This is a genomic window from Pseudomonas sp. TUM22785 (assembly GCF_028198105.1).
In the GTDB taxonomy this organism is placed as follows: Bacteria; Pseudomonadota; Gammaproteobacteria; order Pseudomonadales; family Pseudomonadaceae; genus Metapseudomonas; species Metapseudomonas solani.
Map to the genome: position 1 here is coordinate 1555759 of NZ_CP116239.1, position 22003 is coordinate 1577761.

Consider the following 22003-nt stretch of genomic DNA (forward strand, 5'->3'; position numbering starts at 1 on the left):
TAACGGCTCGGAATAGTTGCTTCGGGCATTTCTATTTTCAGGTAATGGCGACTGAGGGGTAGCATCCGCTCACCCTAATGCGAACAGGTGCCCCGGACCCGAGCCGGGAGCCTGTGCAACCGATAAGAACAAAGCAGTCAAGGAATCGCCATGTCCAGCAGCGCCCCTCTCACCCGCGATGATTTCGTGCGCCTCGACAACGAGGACGGAATGGGTCAATTCCGCGCCCGTTTCGACCTGCCGCCCAACGAGATCTACCTCGACGGCAACTCCCTCGGCGCGATGCCGGCCCACGTCCCGGCGCGCATCGACACGGTGATGCGCAAGGAATGGGCCCATGGCCTGATCCGCTCCTGGAACGACGCCGACTGGTACCCGGCCCCGCAGCGCACCGGCGGCAAGATCGCCCGCCTGATCGGCGCCCAGGCCCACGAAGTGATAGTGGCCGACTCCACCTCCATCAACCTGTTCAAGGTGCTGGTCGCCGCCACCCGCATGCAGCCCTCGCGCAAGGTGATCCTGGCCGAGCGCGGCAACTTCCCCACTGACGTCTACATCGCCGATGGCGTGGCCGAGCTGACCGGCTGCGAGCTGCGCTGCGTGGAGCCGGACGCGGTGCTCGACGCCCTCGACGAGAGCGTGGCGATCCTCTCCCTGACCCACGTGAACTTCAAATCCGGCCGCCGCTACGACATGGCCGCCATCACCGCCCGCGCCCATGAAGTCGGCGCCCTGGTGGTGTGGGACCTGTGCCACTCCGCCGGCGCCATGCCCATCGAGCTGAACGGCGCCAACGCCGACTTCGCCGTGGGTTGCGGCTACAAATACCTCAATGGTGGCCCCGGCGCGCCGGCCTTCGTGTTCGTCGCCGAGCGCCATATCGCCCAGGTGCGCCAGCCGCTGACCGGCTGGCACGGCCACGCCAAGCCCTTCGACTTCAGCCACGACTACGCGCCCCATGCCACCATCGACCGCATGCTGGTGGGCACTGCCCCGCAGCTCGGCGTGCTGGCCCTTGAGGCGGCACTGGAGGTGTTCGAAGACGTCGACATGCAGGCCCTGCGCACCAAGAGCGTGGCCCTATGCGACCTGTTCATCCAGCTCTGCGACCAGGAGCTGCAAGGCCTTGGCATCGAGTTGCGCACCCCGCGCGACGCCGAGCAGCGCGGCAGCCAGGTGTCCCTGGCCCACGCCGACGCCTACCCGGTGATGCAGGCGCTGATCGCCCGCGGCATCGTTGGCGACTTCCGTGCGCCGGACATCCTGCGCTTCGGCTTCACCCCCCTCTACACGCGCTACCAGGACGTCTGGGAATGCGTGGCGGCACTGCGTGAAATCCTCGAACGAAAAGAATGGGACCGCCCGGAGTTCCTGGCCCGTAAATCGGTGACCTGAGCCCCCCGCCAAACCCTGGAGCAAGAATGCGATGACAAAAACAACAAGCTCATTCGAACAATTGGTAGACCGGGAAAAAGGCCTCAAGCAGAGCCTCACCAGCGGGCAGCTGTCGATGATCGCCATCGGTGGCGCCATCGGCACCGGGCTGTTCCTCGGCAGTGGTTTCGCCATCGGCTTCGCCGGACCCAGCGTGCTGGTCAGCTACGGCATCGGCGCATTGATCGCCCTGCTGCTGATGGGCTGCCTGGCGGAAATGACCGTGCGCCACCCGACCTCGGGCTCGTTCGGTTCCTTCGCCGAGTTCTACGTGTCACCCGGCTTCGGCTTCGCCATCCGCTACGCCTACTGGTCGTCCATCGTGTTTGCGGTGGGCACCGAGATCACCGCCGCAGCCATGTACATGAAGTACTGGTACCCCGAGGTGCCGGGCGGCTACTGGATGGTGGCCTTCTCGGTGGCGCTGATCCTGGCCAACGCCTTCAGCGTCAAGGTGTTCGGCGCCATCGAGTACGTGTTCTCGCTGCTCAAGCTGTGCGCCATCGTGGTCTTCATCCTGCTCGGCGCCTGGGTGGTCTACGGCGCGCCGGCGGATTCCGCCATCGGCTTCGCCAACTACAGCAACGACCGCGGCTTCTTCCCCAACGGCCTGTGGGGCACCTGGGTGGCGGTGATCGTGGCCTTCTTCAGCTACCTCAGCATCGAGATGATCGCGGTCGCCGCCGGTGAGGCGAAGGACCCGCAAAGCGCGGTGACCCGTGCCTTCCGCATCACCGTGGTGCGCCTGGTGGTGTTCTACCTGCTGACCATCGCCCTGGTCCTGGCCATCGTGCCCTGGGGCCAGAACAACGGCGGCCAGAGCCCCTTCGTCACGGTGATGGAAGCCACCGGCGTGCCCTATGCGGGCGCGGTGTTCAACGCGGTGATCCTGATCGCGGCGCTGTCGGCGATGAACAGCCAGCTGTACATCACCACCCGCCTGATGTTCAGCCTGTCCCGGGCCGGCCAGGCGCCCAAGGTGTTCGGCACCCTCAGCGGCAAGGGCGTACCGCTGCCGGCGCTGCTGCTGTCCTCGGTGGGCATCGCCCTGGCCACCCTGCTGTACCTGGCGTACCCGGAGAAGGCCTTCACCCTGATGATGTCGATCGCCATGTTCGGCGCGATGTTCACCTGGGCGGGCATCTTCCTCACCCACCTGTTCTTCCGTCGCCGCCAGGGCGGCCAGCCGCTGGCGTTCAAGCTCTGGGGCTACCCCTGGACCAGCCTCGCCGGCCTGCTGCTGATGCTGGCGCTGATGGTCACCACGCTGTTCACCGAGGAGTTCGCGCCCACCCTGCTGTGCGGCCTGCCGTTCCTTGCGGTGATCCTGCTGATCTACGCCCTGCGCTTCCGGCAACGGGCGCCGCTCGAAGGCGACGCGCCCAAGCCGCTGCCGATCCAGCGTTGATCCCCGGGCCAGGGACGGCCCGCACCCCCTGATGGCAACAGCGCCCACCCGCCGTGGGCCGGTGCCTGCGCGCGCCCCGGGATAGGGCCTGCCGCGAAGAACAACAAGAATTCACGAGGCTCGAACCATGTTGCGCAGAACCCTCCCGGCATTCCTGCTGGCCGCCTGTGCCTGCCCGCTCGCCCTTGCGGCGAACGAGCCGGCGCCGGGCTTCGTTGCCGGCAGCCAGGCGACCCTGTTGCTGCGCAACTCCTACTTCAACCGCAGCAAGGAAGATGGCCGCCGCGACGCCCGCGACTGGACCCAGGGCTTCGTCGCCCAGTACGCCTCCGGCTTCACCGAAGGCACCGTCGGTGTCGGCCTCGACGGCTTCGCCTACCTCGGGCTGAGGCTCGATGCCCCGGCCAACAAGACCGGCACCGGCAACCTCCCGGTGCACGACGACGGCCAGCCCGCCGACGAGTACGCCAAGGCCGGCGCCGCCCTCAAGCTGCGTTACTCGCGCAGTGTGCTCACGCTCGGCGAGCAGCGCCCCGACACCCCGGTGTTCGGCGTCAGCCACTTCCGCATCGTGCCGCAGACTGCCACCGGCATTGCCCTGGTCAGCCAGGAGATCGACGGGCTCGACCTGCAGGCCGGGCACTTCACCTCGTCCACCAGCCCGGTGACCACCAATGGCGACGGCGACCTCTGGGCGGTGATGGCGGGCGTCGCCACCCCGCGCGCCGATTACCTGGGCGGCCGCTACCGGGTCGCCCCCGGCCTGGACGTGAGCCTCTACGGCGCGCGCTTCAAGGACATCTGGAACCAGTACTACGCCAGCCTCGACGGCCGCCACGCACTGCAGGGCGACCGTGAACTGGGCCTGACGCTGACCCTCTACCGCACCACCGACAGTGGCCAGGCGCGGGCCGGCGAGATCGACAACACCACCCTGGGCGCCGCCACCTGGCTGCGCAGCGGCGCGCACCGCTGGCTGCTGGGGCTGCAACGGGTGGGCGGCGACACGCCGTTCGACTACCTGGGCGTGGGCGACAACGACCGCAATGGCCGCAACGGGCGGGACCAGGGCGCCTCCATCTACCTGCCCAACGCCGCCCAGTTCGCCGACTTCAACGGCCCCAATGAGCGCTCCTGGCAGGTGCGCTACGACCTGGCGCTGGAGCGCTATGGCGTGCCCGGCCTGTCGCTGATGGCCCGCCACGTACGCGGCTGGGGCATCGACGGCAGCCAGATTCCCGCCGGCAGCCCCTACGCCGGGCGCTACGGCGCCGATGGCGAGCACCGCGAAACCAACCTGGAGCTGCGCTACGTGGTGCAGGCCGGACCGGCCAAGGGCCTGAGCCTGCGCGCGCGCCAGGCCTGGCACCGTGCCGACCGCGACCAGGGCTCGGGCGACCTCGACGACTTCCGCCTGATCACCGACTACCCCATCGACCTGTTCTGACCGGCCAGCACGCCTGGCCGGGGGCTTCACCCACACCGATTTCTGCAATGGCAAGCACTGCCCAATCGGGCACAACTGACGGAGTGAATAATGAAAACAAGGCTGCTCCCTTCCAAGGCTCGCGTTCCGTTCATCCAGACCGGCGTCGCGGCATCCGTGATCCTCGGCATGTTGCTGGGCGGTTATGCCCGCGCCGAGGAACACGGCCCGATCAACATCGTCGACCCCTTCGTGAAGCGGCAGACCGAGCTCTCGCCGGACAGGACCCCGCCGGAACCGGCGCCGGGCAGCTACGGCCTGGACAAGAAGACCGGCGTCTTCACCCACCCGGCGGCCACGCCCTTCTCCCACGGCGGCCAGCCCTTCGCCGGCCAGCTCGACTACTGGGACAGCAAGACCTACATCAAGAACATGAAGGTCGAGGCCTATTACCCCATCGTGGTCGAGCCCTTCCACACCTGGCAGAACATCGTCGACTTCGACGGCAAGCGTTACCTGTACCAGTACGTGCGCCGCAGCCTGAAGATCTTCGATATCACCCACCCCAAGGACGTGAAGCTGCTGCTCACCCGTGGCGAGACCTGGGGCCCGAACGGCCCGGGCGAAGAGCAGAACCCCTACCCGGCGGACGACATGTTTGGCGCGGCCTCCATCCAGTGGAACAAGAAGCTGGGCAAGAACATCATGGTGCAGTCCTTCGAGGTGCGTCGTTTCGGCGTGCTGGAAGACAAGTACCGCGAGCCGGACAAGGTCGAGGCCATCCGCAAGTCCAAGCACCTCAAGGGCTTCAAGGTCTATGAGATGAACGGCCCGCTGCCGGCGGACTGGAAGCTGATCGCCACCCGCACCACCGACATCGAGCACCCCAACGCGCCCATCGGCGAGCAGGAAGGCTCCGGCGTGCGTGACATCCCGGCCTACTTCGGCGGCGATGTGATGTACGTGGCCGCCGCGCCCAGCGACAAATACGCCCTCACCGAATACCCCAACGACCTGTACAACGCCGGCTACCAGTCCTGGGACATGTCCAACCCGGCCGATCCCAAGCTGCTCGACGTGCTCACCGTGCCCGGCCAGATCGTCGGCGACCCCGAGCACGAGGCCGTGTTCAAGGCCAACCCGCGCGCCGGCAACCGCGCCTCCTGGATGGGCGCGCGCATGTCGCTGTTCATCCCCAAACCGGTGGAGCAGGGCGGCAAGTACGGCTACGCGGCCATGGGCGGCATGGGCCTGTACGTGGTCGACATCACCGATTCGAAGGCGATGAAGGTGGTGGGGCACGTGGACTTCCCGGTCAGCGTGGCCGGCACCGAGGGCGACAACATCGACGTCTCCCAGGTGGAGAAGACCGGGCTGGTGTACTTCAGCGGCTACCCGCTGTCCGAGGACTGCTACGAGGCCTACAAGGACATCTACGCGGTGGACGTGAGCAACCCGGCCAAGCCCGCCATCCAGCACGTGCTGCCGCGCCCGACGCCGCCGGCCGATGCCGCCTTCACCGACTTCTGCCAGCGCAAGGGCAGCTTCGGGCCCAAGCGCACCGGCTACTACACCCAGCCCGGCGTCTCCCGCGAGGGCATCCTGCCGTACGCCTTCTACAACGCCGGCGTGCAGGTGTTCGACGTGCGTGACCCGGCCAAGCCCACCATCGGCGCCTACTTCGTGCCGCCCTTCGACACCAAGAACGTGGCCAGCTACGCGGTCGGCAACCTGACCCACAGCGCCTACACCGAGTACGACCGCAACCTGATCTGGGTCTTCACCAACCACGGCTTCTACGCACTGTCGACGCCGTTGCTGGGCACGCCGAGCTTCGACGCACCGAAGAAGCCCTGGCCGTCCCGGGACTGACCCTGCGGCTCCATAACAACAAAACCCAATAAGAAAAATAGAGCGCGCGGCGGCGGGGAGATGGCCGCCGTGTGCTCACCCTGTTCGATCGGAGCAACCCATGCGCAAACTTCTACTCGCACTTCCGCTTGTGAGCGGGCACGCCTTCGCGGGAATCGAGATATCCGGGATCATCGACGTCACCTACGAGGTGGCCACGTCAGGGGGGGACACCGTGGAGCGGGTCACCGGTGCCGGTCTCAGCGCCAACCGCATCCAGTTCAAGGCGGACCAGGCGCTCACCGACGACCTCTCGGTGAAGGGCGTCTACGAGGCGATGTACAACCCCCATTCCGATGACGACATGGGCAAGCGCGAAGCCTATGCCCAGATCATCTCCAAGCGCTGGGGCACCCTCAGTGCCGGGCGCCAGGACACCCCATCGGCCAACGCCTACGGCTACGCCGACCCGCTGTTCGGCAACGAATACAGCCTGATCAACAACGTCAGCGTGTTCTATGCGCCCTGGCGTGAAGACCGCTCGCTGATGTACATCAGCCCGCGCATCGAGGGCTTCGAGTTCCGCGGCATGGCCACCCAGGGCGAGAAGGACAGCAGCCGCGACGGCCGCGTCTACAGCGTGGCGCTGGACTACTGGGCTGACAGCCCCTGGTACTTCTCCGGCGCCCTGGACCGCAAGTACCAGCGCAACCTCTGGGACAAGGACACCATGGAGTACGCCACCGACCTCTACCTGACGGCGGTGTACAGCATGGGCAAGACCGACCTGACCGCCGTCTACCACCGCTACACCGGCTACTACGCCTACGCGCCCTGGGTGGATTTCGAATCCAACGGCAGCGACCTGCAGCTGGGCCTGCGGCACAACTTCGACAACAAGCACAACGTCGCCGTCAGCCTCATCTACAAGGACGACCGCAAGGACGAAGCCCTCAGCGACGCCGCCGGCATCAACCTCGGCTACATCTACAACTACGACGAGAACATCGACCTCTACGGCGTCTACGCCTACATCCACCACAAACGTGATTCGGATGTGCGCTACCCCATCAGCTGGAACCTGGAAAGCCCGCTCGCCGACGAAAACCCCGAAGGCATGCAGCTCGGCGTGCGCTTCAAGTTCTAGCCCACCCGCCACACCCCCACCCGCGACAGGACGCTGCCGCGGGTTTTTTATTGCCCGCGAATCGGCGGTGCATGGGGCACGTTCGGTGCACGCCTGTCACGCCGATTGGTGGATGGGTGAAGCGTCATCCACCCTACGCGAGGCCGGGCCGATGGGGTGGGGTTGGGCGCCGCCGGTGATGGGTTTCGCGGCGCTCAACCCAGCCTCGGGGTTGACCGGGATGTAGGGTGGATGACGCTCTTTTCATCCACCAAACGGAGTCGCCGGAAAGCACATTGCGGCGGCGGTGCATGGGGCATGTCCGGTGCACGTCGGTCATGCCGATTGGTGGATGGGTGAAGCGTCATCCACCCTACGCGAGGCCGGGCCGATGAGCCGGGTTGGGGCCTGGCGGTGATGGATTTCGCGGTGCTTAACCCAGCCTCGGGGTTGACCGGGATGTAGGGTGGATGACGCTCTTTTCATCCACCAACGGAGTCGCCGGAAAGCACATTGCGGCGGCGGTGCATGGGGCACGTCCGATGCACGTCGGTCACGCCGATTGGTGGATGGGTGAAGCGTCATCCACCCTACGCGAGGCCGGGCCGATGGGGTGGGGTTGGGCGCCGCCGGTGATGGGTTTCGCGGCGCTCTACCCAGCCTCGGGGTTGACCGGGATGTAGGGTGGATGACGCTCTTTTCATCCACCAAACGATGTCGCCGGAAAGCACATTGCGGCGGCGGTGCATGGGGCATGTCCGGTGCACGTCGGTCATGCCGATGGGTGGATGGGTGAAGCGTCATCCACCCTACGCGAGGCCGGGTCGACGGGCCGGGGTTGGGGCCTGGCGGTGATGGGTTTCGCGGCGCTCGCGGAACGCCGCCCGACCCATCCTACGGGGCGGGTGCAACCCGACTCGCGGTTTTGCCTGGGCCATAAAAAAGCCCCGGTCCGACGGTGCGGACCAGGGCTTGAGTAAGGAGGCGTGATGAAGGGGGTGGATCAGATGCCGAAGAACTCCCGGGCGTTGCCGGCGCAGATGCGTGCCTTGTCGGCGTCGTCCAGACGCGGGTGTTCGAGCACGCCGGAGCCGATGCGCTGTTCGCCCAGGGGGAAGGGCGAGTCGGAGCCGAGCATGACCCGGTCCGGGCCCATCACGTCCACCAGCAGCTGCAGGGCGCGGGGGTCGAACACGGCGGAGTCGACGAAGAAGCGCTTCACGTAGCTCGAGGGCAGTTGCGGGCAGTCCTCGCGGACGATGTCGCGGTGGCGCCAGGCGTTGTCGACGCGGCCGAGAAGGAAGGCGAAGCCGCCGCCGCCGTGGGCGAAGCAGATGCGCAGCGACTCGGGGATGCGCTCGAAGGCGCCGGAGAGGATCAGCGAGAGGATGCCCAGCTGGGTTTCCGCCGGCATCGCCACCAGCCAGGGCAGCATCCATTTGCGCATGCGCTCGCCGCCCATCATGTCCCAGGGGTGCACCAGCACCGGGATGCCGTCGTTGGCGCAGTGGCTGAGGAAGGTCACCAGGTTGTCGTGGTCCAGGTCGTGGTTGCCCACGTGGTTGCCGATCTGCACGCCGACGTGGCCGGCGGCCTTGGCGCGGCTGGCCTCGCGGCAGGCGGCGTCTATGTCCTGCAGCGGCACCTGGGCCAGCACCTTGAGGCGGTCCGGGGCGCGGGCGGTCATCTCCAGGGCGCGGTCGTTCATCAGCTGGGCCCAGGGCAGGGCGCGTTCGATGGGCGCGTCGTAGGCGAACATCACCGGGGTGGCGCACATGATCTGGATGTCCAGGCCCTGCTCGTCGAGGTGCTCGATGCGCCGGACCGGGTCCCAGAGCACGTCGTGCACCGGACGGAAGGGCTTGTCGCCGACCATGATCTGGCCGCTGCGGCCGTCGCTGTGCAGCCAGGGCGCGCGCTCGGGGTTGAGCCGTGCGGCTTCCTCCCGGGTGATGGTGGGGAAGAAGTGCGAGTGGATATCGATTTTCATGCTTGGGCTGCCGCCTCCAGGGTCCGGTGCCAGGTCTGCCAGTCACGGCCGGGGTGGATCTCGCCGCATTCGCTGCAACGGCGCTCGGCGTCGCGGGTGGCGTAGAACTGCTCGTACACCGGGGGCAGGTCGTTGACGATGCTCTGCAGCTGCATCTCGTAGCGCTTGATCACCGTGCCGCAATGGGCGCAGCTCCACTGCAGGGCGTCGAACAGGCCGGCGGGGCGCTGGCGCTCGATCACCAGGCACAGGCTGCCGGGCTCGGGGCGTTGCGGGGAATGGATGACGTGGGGCGCCATCAGGTAGATGTCGCCCTCGCGCAGGTCGATGCGCTCGTAGCGGCCACGGTCCCAGATGTTCAGGTAGGCGTTGCCCTTGAACTGGTAGAAGAACTCCTCCACCGGGTCGTCGTGGAAGTCGGTGCGCTGGTTCGGGCCACCGACCACGGTGACCATGAAGTCGGCGTTCTGCCACACCTGCTGGTTGCCCACGGGCGGTTTGAGCAGGTGCGCGTGCTCCTCGATCCAGCGGTTGAAGTTGAGCGGCGGGCTGAAGTGGTGTTTGTCCATCTTGTTGTTCTCAGCGATTGAGCGGGGCGTAGGCCACGGCCTTGATTTCGATGCGCAGGTGCGGGTGCGGCAACTGGTGCACGGCGACGGTGGTGCGGGTCGGGCCGCTCTCGTCGAAGTACTCGGCGTAGACCTGGTTGTAAGGGCCGAAGTCGTTCATGTCGACCAGGAAGGTGCTGATCTCCACCAGGTTCTGCAACGTTGCGTTTTCACTGGCGAGGATGTCGCGGATGTTTTCGATCACCGCGCGGGTCTGGGCGCGGATGTCCAGGTTGGTGGTGCCCATGGCGTCCACCTCCACGCCCTCGAAGCTGTTGTCCGGGCGCCGCGAGCTGGTGCCGGAGACGTAGAGGAAGTCGCCGGCGCGCTTGATGTGCGGGAAGCGCCCGCGTGGGGTGGCCTTGCCGGCCACGACTGTGGAGCGGTTGTCACTCATGCTCGGGTTCCTTGTTGGGGCGCGCGGGCGGCGCTGCAGGTGAAGCCGCATTCGCCGTAGCCGGCGATCTCCACGCTGACGTGGGCGCCCGGGGTGAGGGCTTCGGCGGCGGTGGCCGCACCGGCCATGATCAGGCTGCCGGCGGGCAGGGCGATTTCGGCGCGGGCCAGCAGCTGCGAGGCCTGCACCAGGCTGCGCAGCGGGTGGCCGAGGATGGCGGCGGTGGAGCCGGCCTGGACCACGCGGCCGTCGATGCGCATCAGCACGCCGGCATTGGCCAGCCCGGCGAAGTCCCGCGACCAGGCGCCGACCACCAGGCCGGACGAGGAGCAGTTGTCGGCGACCACGTCTTCCAGGCTGAACTTGAAGGCCTGGTAGCGCGAATCGATGATCTCGATGGCCGGGGCCACGGCCTCCAGGTAGTCGGCCGCTTCCAGCTGGGTGAGTGGGCGTTCGATGGCGCGGCGGGTGACGAAGCACACCTCCGGTTCGGCGCGCGGGTGGATGAAGCGGCCCAGGTCCACCACGCCGCCGTCCTCTTCCAGCATGGCGTCGGTGAGCCAGCCCCAGATCAGGCTGTCGACGCCCATCTGGATCATCTTGGCGCGGCTGGTGAAGCCCAGCTTGACCCCGACCATGCGCTCGCCGTCGGCGTAGCGGCGGGCCATGGAGGCACGCTGGATCAGGTAGGCCTCGTCGAGGCTGAAGGGGCTGCTGGCGCTGAACTGCGCCAGCGGCTCGGCCTGGCGGGCAGCGCGGTCGAGGGCGGTGGCGATGCGGGCGATATCGGTGCTCATGGGCGCGGCTCCTGGCGGCGGGCGAGAAGGTCGAGGGCGACGTCGACGATCATGTCTTCCTGGCCGCCGACCATGCGGCGCTGGCCCAGCTCGACGAGGATGTCCACGGTCTTCAGGCCGTAGCGGGCGGCGGCCACTTCGGCGTGACGCAGGAAGCTGGAGTACACGCCGGCATAGCCCAGGGCCAGGGTTTCGCGGTCGACGCGTACGGGGCGGTCCTGCAGCGGGCGGACGATGTCGTCGGCGGCGTCCATCAGCGCCAGCAGGTCGGTGCCGTGGTGCCAGCCCAGGCGTTCGGCGGCGGCGATGAACACCTCCAGCGGCGCGTTGCCGGCCCCGGCGCCCATGCCGGCGAGGCTGGCGTCGATGCGGTCGCAGCCTTCCTCCACTGCGGCGATGGAGTTGGCCACGCCCAGGGAGAGGTTGTGGTGGGCGTGGATGCCGGTGGCGGTTGCCGGGTCGAGCACGGCCTTGAGCGCGCGGAAGCGCTCGCGAATGTCCTGCATGCCCATGGCGCCGCCGGAGTCGACCACGTAGATGCAGGTGGCGCCGTAGCTTTCCATCAGCTTGGCCTGGCGGGCGAGGCCGTCGGGGGTCTGCATGTGGCTCATCATCAGGAAGCCGACGGTGTCCATGCCCAGGTGGCGGGCGTATTCGATGTGCTGGCGGGAGACATCCGCCTCGGTGCAATGGGTGGCCACGCGGACCACCCGGGCGCCGGCGGCGTGGGCGGCCTTGAGGTCGTGCACCGTGCCGATGCCGGGCAGCAGCAGGGTGGCGATGCGCGCGTGCTGCAACACATCGGCGGCGGCCTCGATCCATTCCAGGTCGGTGTGGGCGCCGAAGCCGTAGTTGAAGCTCGAGCCCTGCAGGCCGTCGCCGTGGGCGATTTCGATGGAGTCCACGCGGGCCTGGTCCAGGGCGCGGGCGATGGTCTGCACCTGCTCCAGCGAGTACTGGTGGCGGATGGCGTGCATGCCGTCGCGCAGGGTCACGTCGGAGATGTACAGCTTCTTGCCGGGGGTGGCGGTCATGGCGTGCTCCTCAGCGGTTCAGCAGCGACTGCGCCATGCGTTCGGCGGTGGCCAGCGCGGCGGAGGTCATGATGTCGAGGTTGCCGGCGTAGCTCGGCAGGTAATGGGCGGCGCCTTCCACTTCGAGGAACACCGAGGTCTTCAACCCACTGAAGCGGCCATGGCCGGGGAGGGTCAGCGGCGCCGACTCGGGGATCACCTCGAACTGCACCTGCTGCTTGAGGCGGTAGCCCGGCACATAGGCCTGCACGGCGGCGACCATTTCCTCGATGGAGGCGGCGACCTGCGCCTGGTCCACCGCTTCGCTGAGCACATAGACGGTGTCGCGCATGATCAGCGGTGGCTCGGCCGGGTTCATGATGATGATCGCCTTGCCCTTGGCCGCCCCGCCGATTACTTCGATGGCCTTGGAGGTGGTCTCGGTGAACTCGTCGATATTGGCGCGGGTGCCGGGGCCGGCGGACTTGCTGGCGATGGAGGCGATGATCTCGGCGTAGTGCACGCGGGCCACGCGGGACACCGCCGCCACCATGGGGATGGTGGCCTGGCCGCCGCAGGTGACCATGTTGACGTTGGTCTGCTGCAGGTTCTGCTCCAGGTTCACCACCGGCACGCAGTAGGGGCCGATGGCCGCCGGGGTCAGGTCGATCAGGCGGATGCCGGGCTTCACGCTGCGCAGGTAGGCGTCGTTCTGCACATGGGCGGCGGCGCTGGTGGCATCGAAGACGAAGTCGATCTCGGCGAACTCGGGCAGGCGGGTCAGCCCCTCCACGCCTTCATGGGTGGTGGCCACGCCCAGGCGGGCGGCGCGGGCCAGGCCGTCGGAGGCCGGGTCGATGCCGACCATGGCGGCGATTTCCAGGTGCTGGGCGTTGCGCAGGATCTTGATCATCAGGTCGGTGCCGATGTTGCCCGAGCCGATGATCGCGGCCTTGAGTTTCTGTCTGTTCATGGGGGCTCCGGTCATTGCGCGGCGGCGAAGGCGGCGGTGACGCTGCCCAGGCCCTGGATGTGCGCGGTGAAGCTGTCGCCCGGTTGCACGGCGACCATCGGCCCCAGCGCACCGGTGAGGAGTATGTCGCCGGCACGCAGCGGTGCACCGTGGCGAACCATGGTGTCGGCCAGCCACAGCGCGGCGTTCAGCGGGTTGTCCATGCACGCGGCGCCGGCACCGACCGACACCGGCTCGCCGCGCAGGGTCATGCTCATGCCGCAGCGCACCAGGTCCAGCTTGTCCAGGGTTACCGGGCGGCTGCCGAGCACGAACAGGCCGGAGGAGGCGTTGTCGGCGATGGTGTCCACCAGGCGGATGTCCCAGTTGGCGATGCGGCTGCCGACCACCTCGATGGCCGGCAGGGCGAAGGCGGTGGCGCGGATCAGGTCGGCCACGGTGTGGCGCTCGAAGCACAGGTCGTGTTCCAGCACCAGGGCGATCTCCGCTTCCACCTTGGGTTGCAGGGTGTCGTCCCAGGCGATGGGCTGGCCGTCGCCACGGGCCCGCTCGGCGAACAGCAGGCCGAAGTCCGGCTGGTCGACGCCCAGCTGCTTCTGCACGGCGCGGGAGGTGAGGCCGATCTTGTGGCCCACCGGGCGTAGGCCGGCGTCGATGGCGGCCAGGGTGTTGTAGCGCTGGACGGCATAGGCCAGGGCGACCGGGTCCTGGGTCGGGTCTTCGGCCAGGGCGGTGGCGATCAGGTCGCGCACCGGGGCGCAGGGCTGGCCGCTGCGTTCCGCCTGGCGCAGGCGGCTGGCCGCTTCGATGAGTGCTGCATGCATGGTGGGGCTCCCGCTCAGGCGTTGACGCAGATGGTGGTGATCTCGGAGTAGAAATCCAGGGAATGGCGGCCGCCCTCGCGGCCGAGGCCGGACAGGCGCGCGCCACCGAAGGGCGTGCGCAGGTCACGGAGGAACCAGGTGTTGACCCAGATCATGCCCACGTGGAAGCGCCGCGAGACCTTGTGCGCGCGCTTCAGGTCGCGGGTCCACAGGGCCGTGGCCAGGCCGTAGGCGGAGTCGTTGACGCGGCGCACCACCTCGTCCTCGCTGTCGAAGGGGGCGATGTGGCAGACCGGGCCGAACACTTCTTCGCGCACGCAGCGGGCGTCGTCGCCGAGGCCGGTCCAGATGGTCGGCTGCACGTAGGCGCCGTTGTCGCGCTCGTCGCCGAACACCGGCACGCCGCCGCCGGTGACTTCGACGGCGCCTTCGCTGCGGGCCAGTTCGAAGTAGCCGAGCACCTTGTCGCGGTGCTTGTGGGAGATCAGCGAGCCCATGTTCACGCCGTCTTCGTCGGGGTAGCCGATCTTCAGTTTCTCGGCGCCGGCCTTCATGGCGGCGACGAAGCGCTCGTAGATCGGCCGCTCGACATAGACGCGCTCCGAGCACAGGCACACCTGGCCGGAGTTGGTGAAGCTGGAGCGCAGCACGCCGGCCACCGCCGCGTCGAAATCGCAGTCGGCGAAGACCACCGCCGCGTTCTTGCCGCCCAGCTCGAAGGAGACGTCACGCACGCCCTCGGCGGCGGCCTTCATGATGGTGGCGCCGGTGCGCGATTCACCGGTGAAGGTGATGGCGTCGACATCCGGGTTGCGGGTGAGGAATTCCCCGGCGGAGTTGGGGCCGAAGCCGTGCACCAGGTTGAACACGCCGGTGGGCAGCCCGGCTTCCTGCATCACCTCGGCCAGCAGGGTGGCGCTGGAGGGCGAATCCTCCGACGGCTTGACCACCACCGAGTTGCCGCAGGCCAGGGCCGGGGCGACCTTCCAGGTGAGCAACAGCATCGGCAGGTTCCACGGCGAGATGATCGCCACCACGCCGTGGGGCTTGCGCACGGTGTAGCTGAACACCTCGCTGCCATCGGCGGCGCGCATCTCGAAGAACTCGCTGCCGGCCTGGCGCACCAGCTCGGCGAAGGTGCGGAAGTTATGCACGCCACGGGCGATATCCAGGGTGCGCGCCTGCTGCACCGGGCGCCCGGTGTCAGCCACCTCGGCGGCGACGAACTCCTCGAAGCGGCGCTCGATGCCATCGGCGATGCGCATCAGCATGTCGGCTCGCTGGCTTGGGCTGAAGTCGGCCCAGGGCCCTTCCTGCGCGGCCTTGGCGGCGGCGACGGCGCGCTCCACCTGGCTGGCGTCGGCTTCGCAGACCTGGCTCAGGACGCGCCCGTCGATGGGCGAAACATTGGGGAAGGTCTTGTCACTGGCGACGAATTCGCCCGCGATGAAATGGCGCAGCAAGGGCAGGGGAGTGGACACGACAACCTCCGATTCTTGGATTTCGGAGAAGTCTAGGGAAGGCGCCTATAAGGGAATAATGAAAGCCTTGAGGTTGACTATTCTGCTTTGGAATAGCTGGATGGCTCGGTCACCCCACCCCCGGCTCGGCGCCCTCTGGGAACGCAATCCTCGATGTAGGGCGGGTGAAACCCGCGAGCCTGGGGAATCAAAAGCCGTCGGGTTGCACCCGACCTACGGGCCGGCCACCCAGCACACGACACGCCCGGTGCAGTAGGACCGTAGGGGCGAATTCATTCGCCCAGCAGCCCGCAGGGCTGCCTTGGCTCGGTGCCATAGATGGAGTCCCGGTGCGCCCCGCCCCATGGGTTTCGCTTCGCTCTACGCCATCCTACGAGAGCCGCCGCGATTGGAGAGGAGTAGGGCGGGTACATCGGTCAGGCCGGCGTGCCCTGGTCATGCTCGCGGCTGGCCTGTTCCAGGCATTCGCGGAACAGTCGGGCGGCGGGGCCGAGGTCGCGGTTGGCGGCGTGAAAGTAGCCGATATTGCCGAACTGCAGCGGGGTGCCCAGGTCGAGGGCGCGCAGCATGCCGGCGTCGGCGAACTGGCGGGTGGCCTCGTAGGGCATCAGGGCCACGGTTTGCTGGTCCTGCATGAGGCTGATGTTGGTGAGGATCGACAGGGATTCGACCACGTTGGCCGGGGTGCCCAGGTCGGCCTCGGCGAACAGGCGGTCGGCGGTGCGGCGCAGCAGCGAGTCGCGGGTCGGCAGCACCCAGGGGTAGTCGTGGAGTTCCGCCAGGCTCACCGGCGAGCGGCCCTGCAGCGGGTGCTGGGCGCCGGCCACCACGCACAGGGCTTCGCCATAGAGCACTTCCACTTCCAGCATCGGCGACTCGTTGCGCCAGCCCCAGTCGTCCGGCACGCGGCCCACCACCAGGTCCACCTCGCCCACCGCCAGGGCCGGGAACAGCTGGTCCATCTGCCCCACGCGCAGGGACACCAGCACGCTGGGCGCGCGTTGCTTGAGCAGTTGCATGGCGCGCGGCAGCAGCGAGCTGGAGGCGGAGATCAGGGTGCCGACCATGACATGGCCGGAGGTGCCTTCCTGGAAGGCGTTGACCTCGTCGGTGAGCGAGCGCAGTTCGGCCAGCAGCGATTTGGCCCGGCGCACCACCAGCTCGCCCAGTTCGGTGGCGGTGACCCCACGGTTGCCACGGATCAGCAGCGGGGCGTCGAAGTAGGATTCCAGCTCGTGGATGATCTTGGTCACCGCCGGCTGGGTCAGGTTCAGCGCCTGGGCCGCGCGCAGCAGCGAGCCGCTTTGCAGCACCTGGTCGAACACCACCAGCTGGTAGAACTTGAGCTTCCGCGCCACGGACATGGGGGTGAATTTCATGCGGTGCCTCGACGGGTCAAAGGGCGGTGGGGTGCGCAAAGCACCGCATGGTAATCAAAAGCGGGGACGAGCGGGGGATGTGGATGGTGGTGCCTGCTGGAGAGTTTTTGAGTCCAGCGGGTTGCCGAGTTTTGAGGGTGGTTGTGCCGTAGGGTGTGCCGTGCGCACCGCCGCACGGTGCGTCCGGCGAGCTCCAGGTGCGCGCAGCACACCCTACCTGCGGAGTGAGCGGCGGCTGCATGCCCACAGGCCCGGTTGTGCCCTTTGGCTATGACCTCAGGACTGCATCTCGCGCAGGGCGTCGCGGCTGAGGCTGATCCACTCGCCGTGCAGGTTGCGGTAGTGCTTGGGGGAGCGGCGGGCGTAGTGCTGGATCTGCTCCAGCAGCTCGCGGGCTTCGCGCTGGCGGCCTAGCTGGCGGAGCATCAGGGCGTAGCGGTAGTTGGCTTCGGGGCCGGTGTAGTAGCCCGAGAGGGCGCGGTATTCCTCTTCCGCTTTCGTGGTGTCGCCGAGGCTTTCCAGGGCGCGGGCGTAGAGCAGGTGGCCGTCGGCGGAGCGGTAGTCGGGGTTGTGCTGGATCAGCCGGTCGAGGGTGTCGCGGCAGCCTTGTGCATCACCCTTGGCGAACTGCGCCTGGGCGAGGCCGAGGAGGATGTCCGGCGCTTGTGCGTGGATGCCGCGCAGGGCGGCCTGGTAGTGGCTGGCGGCTTCGTCGGCCCGGCCCAGGCGCAGCAGCTCTTCGGCCAGCTGCACACGGGTTTCGCGGGTGTCGCGCAGGTCCAGCTCGTCACGCAGGGCACGCAGATGGCGCTCGGGGTCGAGGGTATCGTGCAGGCGGTTGACGGTGCGCCGGCCGGTGCGGCTGCCGAGCAGGTCGGGGAGCATGATGCCGAGGAAGTAGATCAGGCAGCCGAGGCCCGGCAGCGCGATGATCAGGTACAGCCAGTAGCGCTCCTGGCCGCTGCGGACGACGTGAAGCCCGCAGGTGACCTGGCAGGCGATAACGAGCAGGGCGAGCAGTGGCATGGCGGTTTCCAGTCCCTTGGAGAGTCGATGGGCGCCGCCCGGAAAGGGCGGGCGCCTATGAAATCACGCCGCCATGCGCTTGTCAGGTGGCCGGCTGTGGAGCCGGTCACGTTGTTGGGGTGGGGCTTACCAGTCGTAGCTGAGGTTGGACACCAGGGTGCGGCCCTGGCCGTAGTAGCAGTCCCAGATGCTGCGGCAGCTGGCGACGTAGGTCTTGTCGGTGAGGTTCTCGACGTTCACCGCCAGCTTCACGCCCTTGAGGCGCAGTACCGAGTGCTCGAAGTCATAGGTCACGGCCGCGTCGTAGACGGTGTAGGACGGGATCTGGAACGAGCCTTCGTAGTCATCGCCGTAGCTGCCGCGCACGTAGCGGGCACCGAGCCCGGCGCCGAGGCCGGAGAGCGGGCCGTCACCGATGTAGCGGTAGTCGGCCCAGAGCGAGGCGGTGAGCGGCGGGCTGCTGGCCGGGTGGCGACCTTTGCGGCCGTCGTTGTCCTTGCTGTACTCGATGTCGTTGCGCGAGACCGAAGCCAGCAGGTTGAGGTTTTCGGTGAGCGCGGCCTTGCCTTCCAGCTCCACGCCCTGGGAGCGGATGGCGCCGGTCTGGGCGTTGAAGCCGGGGTTGGCGAGGTCGGTGGTGAGGATGTTTTCCTGCTCCAGTTCGTAGACCGAGAGCTGGATGAAGCTTTCCTGGCCGCTGGGCTGGTACTTCAGGCCGGTTTCGTACTGCTTGCCGGTGGAGGGCTCGAAGGGCTGGCTGGCGGCGTTGGTGCCGGTCTGCGGGAGGAAGGATTCGGAGTAGCTGATGTAGGGCGCCAGGCCGTTGTCGAAGACGTAGGTGAGGCCGGCGCGGCCGGTGAAGGCTTCGTCCTTGACGTTGCTGTGGGTGCCCTGGAGCGGCGCGCGGTTGTCGGTTTCGGCCCAGTCGTAGCGCCCGCCGAGGGTGAGGATCCACTGGTCGAGCTTGATCTGGTCCTGCAGGTAGAGGCCGGTCTGGGTGACGGTGTTGTCCCACTTGTAGCGGTTGCCGAAGCGCAGCGCCTGGCCGTAGACCGGGTTGAACAGGTCGATGATCGGCGGGTTGAAGTCGTACTGGCCGTCGAACTTCGAGTTGAAGTGGTAGTAGTCCAGGCCGATGAGCAGGGTGTGGCGGGCGGCGCCGGTGTCGAACTGCGCCTGGGCGATGTTATCCACGCCGAACACGCTGTTCTTCTGCGCCCAGTCGACGCCGTAGCGGGTCTGGTAGCGCTTGTCGTCGGCACCGGTGACCGGGTTGGCGACGAAGCGGTAGCCGTGCAGGGGCGCGGTGTAGTGGTCGTCGACATAGGCGTAGCGGGCGTTCTGCCTGAACGTCCAGACGTCGTCGAGGCGGTGGCTCAGCTCGTAGCCCAGGGCGTTCTGCTTGCGGTTGTAGTCGTTGACGCCGGGCTCGCCGAGAAAGCGGTCACGGGAGATATGGCCGTTGGGGTTGGCGAACACCGTGCCTTCGCTGGGCAGGCCCTGGGCCTCGGGCACGCCGTCGTCCTTCTGCCATTGGGCGTAGAGCGTGAGGCTGGTGTCGTCGCTGGCCAGCCAGGTGAGGCTCGGGGCGATGAACAGGCGCTGCTGCTCGACGTAGTCGATCTCTGCGTTGCTGTCGCTGGCCAGGCCGGTGAGGCGATAGAGGAACTGGCCCTGGTCGTCCAGCGGGCCGCCGAGGTCGAAGGCGCCGCTCTTGCGGTCGTAGCTGCCGGTGCCGAGCTGGATCTGGTGCAGCGGCTCGGCGGTGGGGCGCTTGCTGACCATGTTGACCATGCCGCCGGGCTGGTTCTGGCCGTAGAGCACGGAGGAGGGGCCCTTCATCACTTCGATCCGTTCCAGCGAGTAGGGCTCGATCTGCAGGGCGCCGCCGGTGCTGCCGCCGCCATAGGGCAGGTGCAGGCCGTCGAGGTAGAGCGGTGTGGGCGAGTAACCGCGCGAGGTGGGCTCGTCGAAGATCTTCACCCGGTCGGAGAAGCCGCCCCCGGTCATGCCGGCGGTGTAGCGCAGCGCTTCGGTGATGCTCTGCGCGCCGCGCGCCTTGATCTCATCGGCGGTGATCACGTTGATGGTCTGGGGGATTTCCAGCAGTGGCGTATCGGTCTTGGTGCCGGTGCCGCTGCGGGTGGCCACGTAGCCCTGCACCGGGCCCCAGGCGTTTTCCTGGTAGCTGGTGCCCTGGATGCGCGTGGCGTCCAGTTGCAGGCCGCTGCCTTCGCTGCGCGGCTGCAGTTGGTAGCGGTCGGCGCCGGTACGCAGGGCCTGCAGGCCGCTGTCGCCGAGGAGGATGCCCAGCGCCTGTTCCACGCTGTAGCGCCCCTGCAGGGCCTGGCTCTGCTTGCCGGCGGTGAGGGCACCGTCGGCGGCCAGGTAGATGCCGGCCTGCACGGCGAAGCGGTTGAGCTGGTCGGCCAGGGGGCCGGCGGGGATGTCGAACTGTTGCTCCTGCATCTGCTCGGCGGCGGATACCAGCGTGCCGTGGAGGGCGGCGACAGCGCCGAGGGCGAGCGGGATGGCCAGCGCGAGGGGGCGCAGGGGGAAGCGTGAGGGGCGCGGTGACATGTTTTTTCCTTGTCGTTCGAGGGGCAGAAAGCCGTTGTCACCCACTAATTCGGATGAGAAGGAAAAACCGGAAACGCGAATGCGAAATTTTTTCGAACACCGGGATCAGCGCGCTTCCACGGTGTGCCACCAGGGCAGGGTGCGGTGCACGCGGATGGGCAGGACGTCTTCCAGCATCGCCAGCGCCTGGTCGCCGTCGTGCAGGGGGAAGGTGCCGGTCACCCGCAGGTTGGCGACCTGCGGCGCCACGCCGAGGTGGCCGTGGCGGTGGGCGGCCAGTTCTTCGACGAAGGCCGAGAGCGGCATGTCGCTGGCCAGCAGCATGCCCTGGCTCCAGCTCTGCCGGCCCTGGCTGGCGGGCTGCAGGGCGCCGATGGCCTGGGCGTCGAAGCCCAGTTGTTCGCCGGCCTGGGCGATGCGCACCTGGCCGGCGGTGTTGCGCACTTCCACCGCGCCTTCGAAGACGTTGAGCCGGGTGCGTCCGTCTTGTTGCTGCACGCTGAAGCGGGTGCCCAGCGCGCGCAGGCGGCCTTCGGCGGTGGTGATGACGAAGGGGCGGCTGTCGTGGTGGGTGTCGATCAGCACCTCGCCGGCCACCAGGTGCAGCAGGCGCAGGTCGGCTTGCAGGTCGACGTCCAGGGCGCTGGCGCTGTTCAGCCAGACGTGGCTGCCATCGCCCAGGGTGAGTTCGCGCACCTCGCCCGTGGCGCTGCGGTAGTCGGCGCGCCAGCCCGCCACCAGGCCCGGCAGCGGCGTGTTGCGCCAGCCGGCCCAGCCGAGCAGGGTGCCGCCGGAGAGCACGGCCAGGGTGCGCAGCAGCTGGCGCCGGGAGTGCTGGGCGCGACGGGCGCCCTTGAGCGTTTGCAGGGCCACCTCGCCATCGCCTTGCAACGGGGCGAAGCGCTGGCTGATGCGTTCGACGTAGAGCCAGGCCTGGCGGTGCAGCTCGCTTTGCCCGTGCCAGTGCAGCCAGGCGGCGCGGGTGCTGTCGTCGGCGGCTTCGGCGCTGAGTTCGGCGTACCAGTGCGCGGCCTGCTGGAGGATGGCGTGGTCGGGCTTGAGCGGGGTCATGGGCGCAGCGCCTCGTCCAGTTCGGCTTCCAGCAGCAGGCACTTGAACATGGCCTGGGCCATGTAGCTGGTGACGGTGCGTTCGGACACCCCGAGCCGTTCGGCGATGGCGCGGTAGCCAAGGCCCTGCATCTGGGCCAGGAGGAAGGCCTCGGCGACCTTGGGCGGCAGGCTGGCGAGCATCGCGTGCACCTGCTGCAAGGCCTCCAGCACCATGGCGCGGTGTTCCTCGGAGGGCGCCACTGCCTCGGGCTGGCCGGCCAGCACCTCGGCCCAGGCGCGCTCCACCTGCTGGCGCCGCCAGAAGTCCACGCACACATGGCGGGACATGGCGCTGAGGTAGGCGCGGGCGTGGGTGTCGCTGTCGAACTGGCGCGGCCTGCTCAGCAGGCGCAGGAACACGTCATGGGCGAGGTCGGCGGCATCGCTGGCGTTGCCCAGCTTGCGTTGCAGCCAGGCGCGTATCCAGCCGTGGTGCTCGACGTAGTAGTGCTGCACCTGGCGTTGGTAGGACTTGTCGAGGGTCGACATCGGGTGGCTTCCGGCAGGGGCAGGCGATTTGGATGCAGATGAGAAGGATTCGCATATTATGCGCAGTCGCCCGTGCTGGCAAACCGCAC

18 protein-coding genes are annotated in these 22003 nt (G+C 67.9%); 5 read left to right on the forward strand and 13 right to left on the reverse strand.

The features are described from left to right. The first annotated feature begins 150 nt into the window (after positions 1-150). The 5 genes from kynU to PI990_RS07335 all read left to right on the forward strand — a co-directional run bounded on the left by kynU (position 151) and on the right by PI990_RS07335 (position 7266). Entirely contained in the window at positions 151-1395 is a 1245-nt protein-coding gene (kynU, locus tag PI990_RS07315) for a kynureninase (RefSeq protein ID WP_021218030.1), read from the forward strand. Between the two features lie 31 nt (positions 1396-1426). Further along, complete coding sequence (locus tag PI990_RS07320) at positions 1427-2842, forward strand: amino acid permease (RefSeq protein WP_031287232.1); 1416 nt, start codon at positions 1427-1429, stop codon at positions 2840-2842. 127 nt (positions 2843-2969) lie between these two features. Continuing rightward, positions 2970-4289 carry an OprD family porin gene (locus tag PI990_RS07325; RefSeq protein WP_271660226.1) on the forward strand — a complete coding sequence of 440 codons (1320 nt, stop codon included), beginning with the start codon at positions 2970-2972 and terminating at the stop codon, positions 4287-4289. A gap of 90 nt (positions 4290-4379) precedes the next feature. Then, entirely contained in the window at positions 4380-6140 is a 1761-nt protein-coding gene (locus PI990_RS07330) for a hypothetical protein (RefSeq protein WP_021218027.1), read from the forward strand. Positions 6141-6240: 100 nt separating this feature from the next. Further along, a complete protein-coding gene (locus PI990_RS07335; protein WP_271660227.1) occupies positions 6241-7266 on the forward strand; it encodes a porin in 1026 nt (341 codons plus the stop codon). Positions 7267-8248: 982 nt separating this feature from the next. On the opposite strand, the gene PI990_RS07340 is transcribed toward PI990_RS07335, so the two are convergent. The 13 genes from PI990_RS07340 to PI990_RS07400 all read right to left on the reverse strand — a co-directional run bounded on the left by PI990_RS07340 (position 8249) and on the right by PI990_RS07400 (position 21914). After that, positions 8249-9235, reverse strand: coding sequence for an amidohydrolase family protein (locus tag PI990_RS07340; RefSeq protein WP_184491926.1), 987 nt, complete (start codon positions 9233-9235; stop codon positions 8249-8251). Beyond that, complete coding sequence (locus PI990_RS07345) at positions 9232-9804, reverse strand: 3-hydroxyanthranilate 3,4-dioxygenase (RefSeq protein WP_184491927.1); 573 nt, start codon at positions 9802-9804, stop codon at positions 9232-9234. The genes PI990_RS07340 and PI990_RS07345 overlap by 4 nt, the downstream gene beginning before the upstream one ends. Before the next feature lie 10 nt (positions 9805-9814). Further along, positions 9815-10240, reverse strand: a complete 426-nt coding sequence (locus PI990_RS07350) for a RidA family protein (protein WP_021218023.1) — start codon at positions 10238-10240, stop codon at positions 9815-9817. Next, complete coding sequence (locus tag PI990_RS07355; protein WP_021218022.1) at positions 10237-11037, reverse strand: 2-keto-4-pentenoate hydratase; 801 nt, start codon at positions 11035-11037, stop codon at positions 10237-10239. Before PI990_RS07355 ends, PI990_RS07350 begins: the two co-directional genes overlap by 4 nt. Continuing rightward, positions 11034-12071 carry a 4-hydroxy-2-oxovalerate aldolase gene (gene dmpG / locus PI990_RS07360; RefSeq protein ID WP_021218021.1) on the reverse strand — a complete coding sequence of 346 codons (1038 nt, stop codon included), beginning with the start codon at positions 12069-12071 and terminating at the stop codon, positions 11034-11036. Before dmpG ends, PI990_RS07355 begins: the two co-directional genes overlap by 4 nt. Positions 12072-12081: 10 nt before the next feature. Next, complete coding sequence (locus PI990_RS07365) at positions 12082-13023, reverse strand: acetaldehyde dehydrogenase (acetylating) (protein WP_021218020.1); 942 nt, start codon at positions 13021-13023, stop codon at positions 12082-12084. Positions 13024-13034: 11 nt separating this feature from the next. After that, positions 13035-13847 (reverse strand): 2-keto-4-pentenoate hydratase, encoded by an 813-nt coding sequence (locus PI990_RS07370; protein WP_111263721.1) that lies wholly within the window; start codon positions 13845-13847, stop codon positions 13035-13037. A 14-nt stretch (positions 13848-13861) separates the two neighbouring features. Continuing rightward, a complete protein-coding gene (locus tag PI990_RS07375) occupies positions 13862-15328 on the reverse strand; it encodes a 2-hydroxymuconic semialdehyde dehydrogenase (protein ID WP_442969320.1) in 1467 nt (488 codons plus the stop codon). Between the two features lie 416 nt (positions 15329-15744). Next, positions 15745-16707 (reverse strand): LysR substrate-binding domain-containing protein, encoded by a 963-nt coding sequence (locus PI990_RS07380; RefSeq protein WP_271660228.1) that lies wholly within the window; start codon positions 16705-16707, stop codon positions 15745-15747. A 276-nt stretch (positions 16708-16983) separates the two neighbouring features. Continuing rightward, positions 16984-17733 (reverse strand): tetratricopeptide repeat protein, encoded by a 750-nt coding sequence (locus PI990_RS07385; protein WP_271660229.1) that lies wholly within the window; start codon positions 17731-17733, stop codon positions 16984-16986. 126 nt (positions 17734-17859) lie between these two features. Next, on the reverse strand, positions 17860-20313 hold the full coding sequence (locus PI990_RS07390; protein WP_271660230.1) for a TonB-dependent siderophore receptor: 2454 nt from the start codon (positions 20311-20313) through the stop codon (positions 17860-17862). Between the two features lie 105 nt (positions 20314-20418). After that, positions 20419-21384 carry a FecR domain-containing protein gene (locus PI990_RS07395; protein ID WP_271660231.1) on the reverse strand — a complete coding sequence of 322 codons (966 nt, stop codon included), beginning with the start codon at positions 21382-21384 and terminating at the stop codon, positions 20419-20421. After that, positions 21381-21914: a sigma-70 family RNA polymerase sigma factor gene (locus PI990_RS07400; protein WP_271660232.1), complete on the reverse strand. Its 534-nt coding sequence runs from the start codon at positions 21912-21914 to the stop codon at positions 21381-21383. Before PI990_RS07400 ends, PI990_RS07395 begins: the two co-directional genes overlap by 4 nt. Positions 21915-22003 lie beyond the last annotated feature (89 nt).